Genomic DNA, 13,075 nt, shown 5'->3' with positions numbered 1-13,075 from the left:
CCGTGCTGGACGCTGTCTACTACTTTATCGCCGATATCCTGGAACTCACGCTCTGGTTCCTGTACAACCTGCCCTATTGGGAATTCGACTGAGCGTGAGGACTGGTGGCGGCGTCAGGGAAAGGGCGCTGTTCCGCGGCCCGTTGCCAGCGGGGACGCGTTACGTCCCAACCTTCGCGGCGAGCACGTCGCGCACGGTTCTCACGAGTTCGTGAGGAAGATAGGGCTTCTGGATGAATGCCGCGGCGCCTTCGTCACCATTCTGCCCGATGGCGTCCTGTCTGGTGTAGCCGCTGGACAAGATGACGGGGACGTTGCTGCGCATCCCGTGTAGTTGTCTCAGTACCTCGATGCCATCCAGTTCGGGCATGGTCAGGTCCAGCAGCACGAGAGTGATTTCGCCACAGTGTTCTTCGAAGAGGCGGATGGCTTCACGGCCATCGGTGGCGAGCAGCGTGCGAAAACCGCGATGCTCGAGGATCGCCCGCGCCACCTCACGCACCGGTTTCTCGTCATCCACGATGAGTATCAGGCCGGACGCGCGCCAGTCGCCCACATCGTCGGCCGTGACTGATTCCGCGGCGGCTTCGGCCGCGGCGATATGCGCAACGGCCGGGAAGTACACTCTGAATGTGGCGCCCTTGCCCGGCGAACTCTCGAGACCAATGGCGCCCTTGTGCGCCCGGACAATGCCCAGCACGGAAGCAAGACCCAGCCCGCGCCCCGCGAACTTCGTGCTGAAAAACGGGTCGAAAATACGAGACAGCGTCTCCTGGTTCATGCCGCAGCCGGAGTCCTGGACTTCCAGACAGACAAACTGGCCCGGTTCGAGCCGGTCGTGCAGGTAGGTTTCGGCGAGACTTTCCTCGTCCAACTCGGCAGTATACGCGCGGATCGTAATTGTTCCAGGCTGGTCGCCGATGGCGTCCGACGCATTCGTGACCAGATTCATGATGACCTGGTGCAGTTGCGCGATGTCCCCCCGGATGAGGGGAAGGTCTGCTTCAAAGTCATAACGGAGCGAGGCGGTTTTTGCGATAGACGCCGTGAGAAGCGGGCTCATTTCCCGGGCGAGCATGGGGAGGTGCACGGGCCGAATCACGAAGGTGCCCTTGCCGGCGTACGCCAGCATCTGGTTGGTCAATTGGGCGGCTCGTTGCGCGGCCAGCTCGATCTTGTGCACGTAGGCGTGCGCGGGCGTCCCCTGCTCAAGACGGGTGAGCGCAAGGCCCGCATTGCCCAGAATGCCGACGAGCAGGTTGTTGAAATCGTGCGCGATGCCGCCCGCGAGCACGCCCAGGCTTTCCAGCTTCTGGGTGTGTATCACCTGCGCTTCCAGATGCCGGCGCTCTTCCTCGGCCCGCTTGCGCTCTGTAATGTCCCGCGCGCTGCCTTGGATGCCCACCGGCGTTCCGTTCTCGTAGATGAGACGCGTGCTGACCTCGACGGGTACGCGGGCGCCTTGCTTCTGCAGGAGGACGCTCTCATACCGGCTCGCGGACTCCTCCCTCTGAAGCTTCCGGGCGATCATCTGCGCGGCTTTGGCGCGGCACTCCGGTGCGAGCAGTTCCATGACGTTTCGGCCCAGCACTTCCTCGCTGGTATACCCGGTCAATTCCAGCGCGACCCTGTTGACAGACGTCACTTTGCCCGAGAGGTCGTGCGTATACAGCATATCGTTCGCGTTCTCGAAGATCTCGCGGTACCGCGCCTCTGCTTCCTCCCTCTTTTGCTCGGCCAGCTTGCGCCTCGTGACGTCGCGCGCAATCCCGTGGAAACCGGCCGGTTTCCCCTCAGCGTCATGCATGGGCGAGATAGAGACCTCGAGGGAGGCTTCCGTCCCGTCTTTGCGCCTGACCCGCCAGTCTACAAGCTGTGCGGCTTGGCCCGTCTCGTAGACTTGCTGAAAGGTGACGTAAGCGCGGCGGGCCGCCGCCGCATCGGGATAATAGTGACGGTAATTCAGGCCGCGCAGTTCTTCCGCGGTATAGCCCAAGACCGCGCACAACGCGGGGTTGAAAAAGGTGAGGTTGCCCTTCAGGTCCACCTCGTAGTATCCCTCCTGGATGCTCTCGAGAATGTCCCGGTACCGCTCCTCGCTGGCGCGCAGGTCCTGTTGCGCCTTCTGCCGCTTGGTAATGTCGATAACGAGCGCCTGCAGCGCCGGCCGGCCCTCGAAAAGGATGCGCTCCATGTATATCTCGGCCGGGAATTCCGTGCCGTTTTCGCGGCGCAACACGCTCTCGTAATGCGTGGGCACGTCCGGGGCGCCGTCCAGTCGTCTCCGGGCGTACGTGCGCAAACGTTCCTTCTCGGATTCCGCCACGCCGGCGTGAATGTCCCGCCCGATGATTTCGGCCGGACTCTCGTTGCCGAGCATGCGGGCCGTCGCCGGATTGGCGTACACGATCTTGCCGTCCTGAAAAATCGCCAGCGAGAAGGGAAACGTGTCCACGAGTTCGCAGCACCTACGCTCGCTTTCCAGCAGCGCCCAGCGCGCGGATTTCTCCTCCGTGATGTCCCGGCAGACCACCTGGATGACCTGCTCTCCGGATTCTTCCTCCCGGACGAGATAGGCGTCTTCCATCACCCACTTCAGCGTTCCCTTGAGCGTCTGGAACGACCACTCCCGGTCGTGCAGCGCTCCTTTCTGCTGTATTTCGCGCCGCATCGCCTCGACGGGTGTCGTGTAGACGAAGAGTTCGCCGAGAGATTGACCCGCCGCGTCCGCAGGGCTGGGGAAACGGTCTTCCAGTTCAAAAATGCGCAACGCCCCCTGGTCCATGAAGACCACCGTGCCGTCGAACCGGTACCGGTACAGCCCGATCTTCGCAAAAGCCATAGCTTCTTCGCGCACGATATCAAGGCTACCGTGTTCCCGGCGGTCCCGTGTCTTGGCACGCGAACTCATAGTCACCTTGGGCCCCCTTTTGGCCAGACCCCTTCACCTCTCAGTCTAACACAAAAGGGTATGCGGCGTATCCCCCTTTTTCCCTCGCCAAACTTGGGTATTCCAGGGGTATTGTAGCGGCGGGCAGCAAAACACGTCCCGCGGTCAGCGTCTGCGGGCCCGTGCGCGGCACATCAGCCGAAAACCGGTTTCTCGAACAGTTGGCCGCAATACAGGCATTTTGCGCGCTTTGAATTCGAGACCCGTCCGCAGGCGGGGCACCGCACGGCATGCGCCGTGATCTTGCCGTCCGGTCTCCCGTCGCGCATGTCGATATCGTAGGCCATCCGCTCAAGGTCCGCGTCGGTTACGCCGAGCCGCGCGCGAATCAGCTCCCACAGCGCCTGATTCAGCAGCGCCAGCCTGTCCACTTCATCCTGCAGTTCCCGAATCGCGGTTCGGGCCTCATTGGCCATTTCGGCCGCCCGTTGAGATGCGCCGCGCGCCGCGCTCGCCTCGCTCATGCGCGCTTCCATTCCGGCCAACCACAGTCCGGCCATTTCCGTTCCTCCCGTGTCGCAAGAAGCGTTGGTCTTGTCCTCTGTCAGAGTAATACATTCGCCCGCTTCCGTGCATTCAGGCGTGAGGGCGTCGCTGTTCCCGGCTCACCCGCGTTCGATGCTTGCCCATCGTGCAATGCTTCTGATACCGTTACCGGGGAACAAGGCAAGAAGTATGCGACTCGATATTGCTGCCCAAACCGATAAGGGCCGTCGCAAGACCAGGAACGAGGACGCTCATGGCGTCTTTCGCGAGGGCATGCCTGGAATCCGCCTGTTTCGAGAGGGGGCTTTGCTGTGCATTGCCGACGGCCTTGGGGGGCACACGGCCGGCGACATTGCCAGCAAACTCGCCGTGTCTCTGATCAAGGATATGCTCAAAGAGAAGCCGCCTCGTTTGCCTAAAGAAACCGATGATGTCGACGAACGGGACGAAGGGCCCCTGCCCGTGATGCGCGCGTCCATCGAGAAGGCCAACGAAAGCATCTATCAGACAAACCTGGACCTTGTTTCGCAAGGACGGCCCATGGGCACCACGGTGCTGGCTGCGCTGGTCCAGCCCCGCAAGGTCTACATCGCAAACGTCGGTGATTCCCGCTGCTATCACATCCGCGACGGCGAGCTCATTGCCCGAACGGAAGACCATTCCTGGGTGGACGAGCAGGTCAAGCAGGGGCTCATGTCCAAGGCGGAAGCCGAGCTGGACCGCCGGAAGAACATCGTAACGCGATGCGTGGGCACCCATCCCGATATCACCGTGGACACCTACCGCTGGCACATTGTACCGGGGGACGTATTGCTGCTGTGCAGCGACGGGCTGGTCAACATGGTGAAAGACACCGATATAGTCGCGGAATTCCGGTCTCACCGCACCGCGGCTGAAGTGGCGCAACGCCTCGTGGCTCTTGCGAACGAAAACGGCGGCAAGGACAATATTACCGTTATTGTCGTGAATGTGAGCCCCAACTTCTTCCGGATGGTCTACCTGCGCCTGCGCGCTTTCCTGCGGCGCCGCGGCTTCTCCATACTCTGGCTTCTCTTCCTGATCTTCTACGGGTTGGGCGCCACGACCTTGGGCTATTTCCTGCGCGACCTGCTGCGCCTCCTGCGTCCTTGAACGGTGTCGCACGGATACCCCGCGCCCCTGTGCGAGATTCTGTCGCGCCTGGCGCGGCCACGCGTCAATGGCAGGTCTTGCAGCTCACGGTCGAGTTCAGCAGGTGTGGCGCGCGATAGGGCACGCCGCCCGGATGGCATAATCCGCACGCTCCGGGATACAGGCCGAAATCGTGCGGCGAAGGCATGGCGCCGTCGTGTTCCACCGATTCATGACACACCGTGCAATTGGTCCGCTCCGGCGGATAGTGGCACGATATGCAGTGGCCGTTCATCGGATGCCCCCAGGAACCGCGATGCGACGAGGGCTGCGTGTTCTCATGGCATTCGATGCAGGAGTCTTCTTCGTGGCACACGACGCATTTGCCGCGGTCGATGGTCGCGTGGAAGCCATGCCCCTGGCGGCGCCAGGAGACCGTGTGGTCTCGCGGCGGCGTGGTGCGGTGGCACTCTTCGCACGACGTCTCCGTATCGTGGCAGAGCTTGCAGTACGCAGGGTCGATGCGCGCCTCCTTGCCGTGCAAATGCGCCCAGATTTGCGGCGCGTCGTGCTGGATCCGGCTTCCCGACCGGTACTGCGGCACGACGTCCTTGTTCCAGGTTGCATGGCAGACTTCGCACGCGTTCAATCGCGGGTTCTTCTGCGCGTGGCAGTCCATGCAGAAAGGCTTCATCGGTTTGTCCGGCAGAAGCCGCTCATCGGGCTTTTCGTGGCACGCCACGCATTCCAGTTCCGCGGCCGCGTGCGGGTCGTGGCTGAACTTGACCTCATCCGTCAGCGCGCGCGCCCGCGCATCGAGCGAATAATCCTCGCGCGTATGACAAAGGCCGCACTGCTCCGGCGCGGGGTTGTCCGTGTCGATGTCGTGGCAGGTCGAGCACAGGTCATGGTCTGGAATGACGGCCTCGGGGTCGGTCATGTCGTGGCAATCCGTGCACGCCATGTCTTCCGTGTGCTTTTCATGCGGAAAGCGGAGTCCGCGGTCCCGTCGCGCCCCGCTTTGCTGCGTCAGTGTGGAGCAGGCGACGGCGAGGCAAAGCAGCAGAGCCCCGAGCACTCCATAGCGTCCCGCGTTGCGTCGCAGCATGCGTCCTTCTCCTGAAGATTCAGAACCGAATCGTGTAGCCCGCCTGCACGCGCCAGTATGGCGAATCGGGCCCGTCGTCCTCTTCGTAGGTAACCTCGAGGGAGACGTCCTGATTCTTGCGTACGGCCCATTTCAGCCGCGTGTAGAGGGAGTAAACGTTTTCGTAGGTGGTCACGGCGTATTGGTCAAACAGGAAAACCAGCGGATTGTAGCCCGCGTAGTATCCTGGTACGAACGCCACAAGCAGCTTATCCACAATGCCCAGCGGCGCGTAGTACTGCGTAATGCGGTCCTCGTACCGCTCATAATCCGCCCCAAACGTCAAGGCCAGCGTGTCCCCCCAATGATGAGTGAGTTCGCCGGTGAACGTCCACGTGCCGTCCCCGCCGCTGATATCCCATTTTTCTAGCGCCACGGTAATGTCCGTCGCCTTGAAGAGCGGGGCGACCGTCAAGATCGCCGCGTACCGGTTGAAATCGCGGTTGGCCGTCTGCCAGTCGTCGTCCGCGTTGTGAAACTCGGCTTCCAGCGAGAGTTCAATGCGTTCCGTAATCGGCTTGTGCAGCGCCGCGAGGAAATTGTGAAATTCCTCATAGCTTCCCAACACTTCGTAGAACGAGGTCAGGTCGTCCACGCGGTCCGATGCCGTGGCGAAGCGCCCGCGGTACGAGACCTCGTAGCTCAGGTCCGCCCCCGGCCAATACCCGGCGAGTTGCGCGCTGATTTCGTCCAATTCGCCGTCGTGCAGCCGCAGGCGGCCGAAGAGGCTCGTGTTCGGCGTCAGCTGGCGCCACAGGCTGAGCGCGACCAGGTTATCGCCGATATCTGACTTGATGCGCCGGGGATACTCCAGACCCAGCAGTGCGGCGAGCGGGCTCAGATACACCTCATCATCATTTTCGCGGTGCTTTTCGCCCCAATACGTGTCCAGGCTGAGCCGCGTGCGGCCGTCGGGCCGGAACGCGACGCCGCCCCCGGCCGCCAGGTCGCCGGAAGTGGAGTCGTACACGGACGCGCGCGCGCCGCCGAACACATACCAATCCCAACGCCCGGCCCGCTGAGAGAATGAAACGCCGTCGATGCGGTTGTACGCCGCGCCGCCCTCGATGCGCTGGCGGCCGATGCGCAGCGTGGAGTCGCCCCAGACATCGTCCACGTCGAGATACAGCAAGTAGAGGCGCGCCCGCACGGACTCGCCCGACCCGTCGTTGATGTCGCGCAGCACGCTCGACTGCGCCTCGCTCGAGTCCAGGTCTTCGTGCAGGCCCACGAGCCCGCGCATATGCAGCCGCGGATGGTTGGCGGGGTCCAGGTTCAAGCGCAGCGTCTGGTTCAGGTCCACGTCCGTGTCTTCATCCGTCCATGCCGTATCCAATTCGGTGCGGAAACTGCCGCTGACCCAGTCGCGCCCCGCCGGGGCGGGTTCTTCGGCGGCAGCGCCGCCTGCCGCGTCTTCGGCCGCGACGGCCGTATCGCCCGGCGCCGCGGCTTCCGTTTCCTGGGCATGGGGGACGGCGGCGATACTCGCCGCGAACAGGCCAATACCCCAAACCAGCCAACGTCCCCGACCCGCTCTTTTCACAAGGATTCCTCCCCGGTGCGGACGCCCTTTCGCGTCCGCATTGCGGTCCTGTATTCCTGGATGGCCCGGGTTCCGCACAGACTCTTACTCCCCATATCGTGCGTCGTAGACAATCTGGAGCCACTCATTATGCTCCGGAGTGTCCACATCGAATACCGGCGCCGTCCGCACGGTCCCGTCATGACACCCCTCGATGCCCGAACACGAGTTTGGCGGCGTCGGGGTGACACCCGCCTCCGCCGCCTCGTTGGACGCGACCGGCGGGACAGGGACCATCGTATGGCTGTAGACGCCCTCCGCCTGGTCGAACCGCTGCAGCGGAACCATATGGCAGCCCGAGCAGCGGCTGGCGCCAGTCCCCGCGGGGTCGACCGAATGAAAGGTGTGGGCCTCGATTTCGGCGTTCGTCGCGAAACCGGCGTGCCGGTGGCATGTCAGGCAGAGACTGTTGTTGGCGAATGCGGGCGCCGTGCGCGCCGCGCCGTGTACGTCATGGCAATCGGCGCAGTTCAACGCGCCGCTGGAACCGTGGCGGCTCTCCAGATGGTCCGCCGTCTCCGTCTCATGGCAGCGCCCGCAGAGACCGTACTGGGCATCGCTGTTTTCCGGCGTCTGAATGAGCAGGCCCCCGCGGCCGCCGTTACGCACGTGCAGGTAGCCCGGACCGTGGCAGGTCTCACAGGCGACCACGGCATGCGCGCTCTCCGGGAATTCGGAACGGTCCGGCGCCAGGACGCCATTGTGGCACTGCAGACAGACCTGTGTCCCGACCTCGCCAGGTTTGCCGGGGCAGCCGCTTAGCCCGAACAGAGCCGCCGCCAGGAGACAGACGCCCCATGCGCGAACCAGGGACACAAGGGAGCGACGGCGCGGTGAAAACGAAACCGGCAAATTCCGGCGTTGCATGCGACGAACTTCCAAAATAGCTCTCCCCATCGGCCTTCGCTAAGGTGAAGGAAGCATACATCATTAGTTTTTGCCAATACATCCGTGAAAAACACGGGGCAGACACGCGCCACTGCAGCACGTAACAAGTACCCAAAATTCCTGCACGTCCCCCCGGCTCTTGTGGCGTCCTTGCCGGACACTCTCCTGAGACGCAATCGCAGTATGCCGAATAGTGGGTAGTTTTCCCGGAGTAACCCGCGGCACGTGGTCCTTTTTCCGGATGCAATGGCCGGGCGTGTGCAGTAGACTTGCCCGATACCGCATAATGCACGGAATTGTCGGCGCCTGGCGGAGCATGCGCCCCAAAGAAGGAGGCTTGATGTTCAGCGTGATCTTCCGAATCCTGAGCGGGTTTGCCGCCATCTTCACGGCCAACTGGGTCACGATGCTGGGGGCGACCCTGGTAACGGCTAGCACGATCCTGATTGCCGTGACGATGGCTTTGGGCATCCTGGGAAGGGTCGATTCGCCCTACCTTGGCATTGTGACGTTCCTGGTCCTGCCCGGGTTCTTTGTCTTGGGATTGCTGATTGTCCCGGCGGGTGCGTTGTGGCAGCGGTTCCGGTTGCGCAAACAGACGCCGGAGACCGCCGCAGGTCCGCCGCTGCCTTTCCCCGTCCTGGACTTCAACAATCCGCGGGTGCGCAGCATCGCCGTCGTCGTGGCGCTGCTCTCCGTAGTCAATATGCTCATCATCGGCATCATCAGCTACAAGGGCGTGGTATATACCGAGTCGGTCGAGTTTTGCGGCCGCGTCTGCCACACCGTGATGGCGCCGGAGTATACGGCGTATCTCAACTCGCCTCACTCCAAGGTCGCCTGTGTCGAGTGCCATATCGGCCCCGGCGCGGACTGGTTCGCCAAGTCGAAACTCTCCGGCGTACGCCAGGTCTTCGCGGTCACGTTGAATACCTATTCGCGCCCCATTCCGAGCCCCGTGCACGAACTGCGCCCGTCCAAGGAAACCTGCGAGGAATGCCACTGGCCCGAAAAATTCGCGGGCGACCGCATCCGGGTCGTGCCGAAGTATATGGATGACGAGACGAACTCCCTCGTGCATTCGGTATTGCTCATGCACATCGGCGGCGGCCACGGCGGTGGCCATGGCATCCACAGCTGGCATATCGACCCGGCCAAGACCACCACCTACCTGCCCCTGGACGAACAACGGCAGAAGATTGGCATCGTCCGGGTCACCGGGACGGACGGAACGGTTACGGAGTTCCGCGCCTCGGACCTGCAGATGCCGGAAGACGAAATCGCGCGCGCCGAATTCCGAACGATGGATTGCATCGACTGTCACAACCGGCCCACGCACGTCTTCCACGCGCCCGCCAAGGCCGTGGATCAGTCCTTGGCCGCGGGCGCGATCGATGCCTCGCTGCCCTATATCAAGCGTGTCGGCGTCGAAGCCCTCGAGTCTATCCAAGGCGCCGCGGGCGACCTCGATCTGATTGCCGCCCATGTGCGCGATTTCTACGCCAAGGACTATCCCGATGTTGCCGCGCAGCAAGGCGATGCTATTGAAGCCGCGATCCGGGAATTGCAGGGCATTTACGGCCGCAACGTATTCCCGGAAATGAACGTGACCTGGAACACGTATCCCAACAACCTCGGCCACCAGGATCCCTTCCCGGGCTGTTTCCGTTGCCATGATGACTCCCATGAATCGAAAGACGGACAGGCCATCAGCGGCGACTGCGAACTCTGTCATACCGTCCTCGCCTGGGACGAAGAAGACCCGGAAATCCTGAACCAGCTCCAACTCCAGTAAAGAGACGAAGAAGCGTTACATCCACGGGCACTGCGAGCGCCGCGCCCGTGCATGCATCTCGTTCGTCTTCTCCACCGTCACATCCACAAGCGCGGCGCCCCCGTATCTTTTTTTGCATAAACTTGACACTGTCGAATATTGGCGATATAATGGACGCGTAACACAGGAAGGTCACGGTGGTCATGAGTGCCGATTCGACCAAGGAATTCAAACTGGGAGAACTCGCCGACGCGGCCGGGGTTTCGCCGCGGACGGTGCGTTTGTATATCGCAATAGGGGTCTTGCCGGGCCCCGTGCGGGCCGGGCGCGCGGCGGCGTACACGCGGGACCATCTTGCGGGTATCCGGCGCATCCAGGAATTGCAGGCGGAGGGTCTGACCTTGGCGGAAATCCGGCTGCGCCAGTCCGGGGACCCTGAACCAGGCCGGATGCCGCGGCCGGTCCCGGTTTGGCGCTTCCAAGTGACGCCGGACGTGACAGTCGAGGTGCGCGGTGACCTTGAAGGATGGCGCATGAAGCGGGTGATTCGGGGAATTGCCGCTTTGACGGAACATCTGAGAAAGGAACGGGAGACACAGAATGAGTACGACAACACTTGAAGGGGGCTCTTTTTCCGTATGCAGCGCGGCGGACGGACGGGACGCCCGGCTGGCGATGCAGGAGTTGTGGCTGACCGGCACGATCCTGCCCGTGGGCGCGCACCTCGTGGTGCGCCACGGTTTCCGCTCGGCCGAAGACCATCCGCTCGAGGTGGTCTATGCGTTCATGCTGCCGCGCGACGCCGCGCTGAAGCGGTTTCGCGTCGTGGGCGCGGGTTTTGACGTCCATTCGGAACTGCGGCCCGTGGCGGAAGCGCAGGAGGCGTACGAGGCCGGGCTCGAGGCGGGCCATCTTGCGACCATGGCGCGCACGTACCGCGACGGCATCGTGAATCTGACGGTGGGCAATCTGAAGCCGGGCGAAGACGTGCAGGTCATGATCGAGCTGCTCGCGGGCGTGGAAGCCCGCGACGATGGTCTGCGGTTCCGGTTTCCCTTCGCGCTTGCGCCCGCCTATCACGCGCAGACCCGCGCCTTCTTTGACGACACTGCCACGGGAGAACTCGAACTGCCCAATGCGCCGTTTGACGACCTGGTATTGCCTGTCTGGAAGCAGGATGCGTCATCGCTGCACCGCGTCGGATTCGACCTCGACGTCCGCCTCGGCGGCGCAGCCGTCGAGGTCAGTTCGCCGTCCCACGCCATCCGGTGCCTGACCCGGGACGGGGATGTGCGCGTGCAACTGGCGACCGAAGGCGATGTGCCGAATCGGGACTTGGTCCTCGAGGCCCGGCGAGACGCCGCCGCGGTACTCTCGTACGCCGGGACGGACGCGCGCGGCAGGGGCCGCTTCGCGGTGCTGGTTCCGTCAACGGTTTTTGGCGAACCCCTGGAAGCGCACAGGCGCGTCGTGTTCGTGCTGGACCGCTCCGGTTCGATGAGCGGCGCGCCCATGCAGCAGGCGCGCAATGCCGTCAAGGCCTGCCTCGGCGCCCTGTCCGAGCAGGACACGTTCGGCATCGTCGCATTCGACTCGACGAGCGAGCAGTTTCGTCCGTCGCTGCTCAACGGGACCATGGAAAACCGCGATGCGGCAGCGCGCTTCCTGGATACGGTGCATGCGCGCGGCGGCACGGAGCTGGCTCAGGGTCTGGACGCCGCGGTGCTGCTCCTCGGAGACCAGGGCGGCGACCTCTTTCTCGTTACGGACGGCCAGGTCTTCGGGACCGAGGACATCATAGCGCGGGTCAGGCGATGCAACGCGCGGCTGCATTGCCTCGGCATCGGCAGCGCAAGCCAGGACCGGTTCCTCGCGCTGCTGGCGCAAGAGACCGGCGGGGTGAGCCGGTTTGCCACTCCGCGCGAACGGGTGGACATGGAGACGCTGCGCCTCTTTTCATCCGTGGCGCAGCCGGTCGCACGAGAACTGCGTTGCGTTTTCGAAGGGCTACAGGAACCCGTGCTCGAACCGCAGCCGCGCGATGTCGTGTTCCAGGACAATCCACTGCTCTTGTTCGGGTCGTGCGCGGCGGACGGGCCCGGCGCGCTGGTCTTGACGTGGAACCATGCCCGGGAAACACGGTCGCACCGGATTCTCATCGATGCAAAGGCGGACGGGCTTGGCGAGACCCTGCGGCAGCTGCAGGGCGCGCGCCTGATCACTCGCGCTCAAAGCGCGTGGGAGACGCCTGACGGCACGTGGAGGGAGGCACTCGAGCAGGTCAGCCGCGAATACGAACTGAGCAGCCGCGTCATGACGCTTGTGGCCGTGGCCGCGCGCGCGGGCGACGCGGCGGGCGAAATGCCGGAAACGCGCGTCGTGCCCGTCGGCATGCCGGAGGGCGTTCAGTTCGAGTCTTATTTTGCGCCGAGTCCCCTACTTTTATGTAGTCCTGACTATAGGGAGGATGTACTATTTCAAAGAGTAGATAGCGGGTTTTTTGCAGTGTGCGCGGAGCCAGCACCTGTCAGCGCGCCCCGTGGCGGCTTTGTGAGGAAGAGCAAACGCGACAGCGGGGGAGATGCGCAGGCCCATATGGACGACATGGTCGCGTTAGCGGGCCTGCTTGAACCGGACGGCGGCATGCCGGGCGATTCGCCCGCGGCGCGCGTGGCTGCGTCCCTGGCGCTGTTGATGGCGCTCCTCCAGGAAGGCAACACGGAGCAGTGCGGCCCCTTCGCCGCGCACGTGCGCCGGCTGCTGGACTTCCTGCGCCGGGTAGATGCCACCGCGCTTGACGCGGAGCAGAACGGTCTTCTTGCCGCCGTGCTGCGTCGGCGCGAAGTGTCGGCGGGACACCGCCGGGACTGGCAGCGCCTGGTCCGTCGTATCCGCGAGGGCGGAATGCCTTCCGCGGTTGTGTGGAAAAAGCTGCGACAGCTTATCCGCGAGTAAAGAGCCGACGAGCAGGCACACAGATGCCATCGGATAGTTTTGGGCGCCTTGTATTGAAAGGACCATCCCGAATACGCCGGTGAATGTGAAGGAGCCAGAGATAAGACCTGGTTCACCTGCAGGGACGGCGTCCCCGTGCCTGGAGTTACCGTTCAGGTCCAACCAGGCTTGGCGATGCACGGCC

Annotated in this window: 9 protein-coding genes; 4 read left to right on the top strand and 5 right to left on the bottom strand. The window is 63.4% G+C overall.

Annotated elements, in window-relative coordinates:
- Positions 1-159: 159 nt before the first annotated feature.
- The gene (locus KA184_03210; GenBank protein ID MBP8128563.1) at positions 160-2,841 is read right to left on the bottom strand and encodes a PAS domain S-box protein; all 2,682 of its coding nucleotides are present in this window, start codon (positions 2,839-2,841) and stop codon (positions 160-162) included.
- Between the two features lie 242 nt (positions 2,842-3,083).
- Positions 3,084-3,449 (bottom strand): hypothetical protein, encoded by a 366-nt coding sequence (locus KA184_03205; protein ID MBP8128562.1) that lies wholly within the window; start codon positions 3,447-3,449, stop codon positions 3,084-3,086.
- A gap of 175 nt (positions 3,450-3,624) precedes the next feature.
- Here KA184_03205 and KA184_03200 point away from each other — a divergent pair, with 175 nt between their 5' ends.
- Complete coding sequence (locus KA184_03200) at positions 3,625-4,566, top strand: Stp1/IreP family PP2C-type Ser/Thr phosphatase (protein ID MBP8128561.1); 942 nt, start codon at positions 3,625-3,627, stop codon at positions 4,564-4,566.
- A 64-nt stretch (positions 4,567-4,630) separates the two neighbouring features.
- On the opposite strand, the gene KA184_03195 is transcribed toward KA184_03200, so the two are convergent.
- The 3 genes from KA184_03195 to KA184_03185 form a co-directional block, all read right to left on the bottom strand.
- Positions 4,631-5,653, bottom strand: coding sequence for a hypothetical protein (locus KA184_03195; GenBank protein ID MBP8128560.1), 1,023 nt, complete (start codon positions 5,651-5,653; stop codon positions 4,631-4,633).
- Positions 5,654-5,672: 19 nt separating this feature from the next.
- Positions 5,673-7,235 carry a TonB-dependent receptor gene (locus tag KA184_03190; protein MBP8128559.1) on the bottom strand — a complete coding sequence of 521 codons (1,563 nt, stop codon included), beginning with the start codon at positions 7,233-7,235 and terminating at the stop codon, positions 5,673-5,675.
- Between the two features lie 84 nt (positions 7,236-7,319).
- A complete protein-coding gene (locus KA184_03185; GenBank protein MBP8128558.1) occupies positions 7,320-8,141 on the bottom strand; it encodes a hypothetical protein in 822 nt (273 codons plus the stop codon).
- 361 nt (positions 8,142-8,502) lie between these two features.
- Between KA184_03185 and KA184_03180 the strand changes: the two genes are divergently transcribed.
- The 3 genes from KA184_03180 to KA184_03170 all read left to right on the top strand — a co-directional run bounded on the left by KA184_03180 (position 8,503) and on the right by KA184_03170 (position 12,891).
- On the top strand, positions 8,503-9,957 hold the full coding sequence (locus KA184_03180; GenBank protein ID MBP8128557.1) for a NapC/NirT family cytochrome c: 1,455 nt from the start codon (positions 8,503-8,505) through the stop codon (positions 9,955-9,957).
- 182 nt (positions 9,958-10,139) lie between these two features.
- Positions 10,140-10,556, top strand: coding sequence for a MerR family transcriptional regulator (locus KA184_03175; GenBank protein MBP8128556.1), 417 nt, complete (start codon positions 10,140-10,142; stop codon positions 10,554-10,556).
- Positions 10,537-12,891, top strand: coding sequence for a VWA domain-containing protein (locus tag KA184_03170; GenBank protein MBP8128555.1), 2,355 nt, complete (start codon positions 10,537-10,539; stop codon positions 12,889-12,891). Before KA184_03175 ends, KA184_03170 begins: the two co-directional genes overlap by 20 nt.
- The last annotated feature ends 184 nt before the right edge of the window (positions 12,892-13,075 follow it).

This window comes from Candidatus Hydrogenedentota bacterium (genome assembly GCA_018005585.1).
Lineage (GTDB): Bacteria > Hydrogenedentota > Hydrogenedentia > Hydrogenedentales > JAGMZX01 > JAGMZX01.
Note: the sequence above shows the minus strand (reverse complement) of the source record. Positions and strands in the feature narration are given on the sequence as shown.

Bases quoted from the DNA above. Each gene is read 5' to 3' on its own strand.
- KA184_03205 (MBP8128562.1), bottom strand. From the start codon at position 3,449: ATGGCCGGACTGTGGTTGGCCGGAATGGAAGCGCGCATGAGCGAGGCG.
- KA184_03195 (MBP8128560.1), bottom strand. From the start codon at position 5,653: ATGCTGCGACGCAACGCGGGACGCTATGGAGTGCTCGGGGCTCTGCTG.
- KA184_03180 (MBP8128557.1), top strand. From the start codon at position 8,503: ATGTTCAGCGTGATCTTCCGAATCCTGAGCGGGTTTGCCGCCATCTTC.
- KA184_03170 (MBP8128555.1), top strand. From the start codon at position 10,537: ATGAGTACGACAACACTTGAAGGGGGCTCTTTTTCCGTATGCAGCGCG.
- KA184_03210 (MBP8128563.1), bottom strand. From the start codon at position 2,841: ATGGCTTTTGCGAAGATCGGGCTGTACCGGTACCGGTTCGACGGCACG.
- KA184_03175 (MBP8128556.1), top strand. From the start codon at position 10,140: ATGAGTGCCGATTCGACCAAGGAATTCAAACTGGGAGAACTCGCCGAC.
- KA184_03185 (MBP8128558.1), bottom strand. From the start codon at position 8,141: ATGCAACGCCGGAATTTGCCGGTTTCGTTTTCACCGCGCCGTCGCTCC.
- KA184_03200 (MBP8128561.1), top strand. From the start codon at position 3,625: ATGCGACTCGATATTGCTGCCCAAACCGATAAGGGCCGTCGCAAGACC.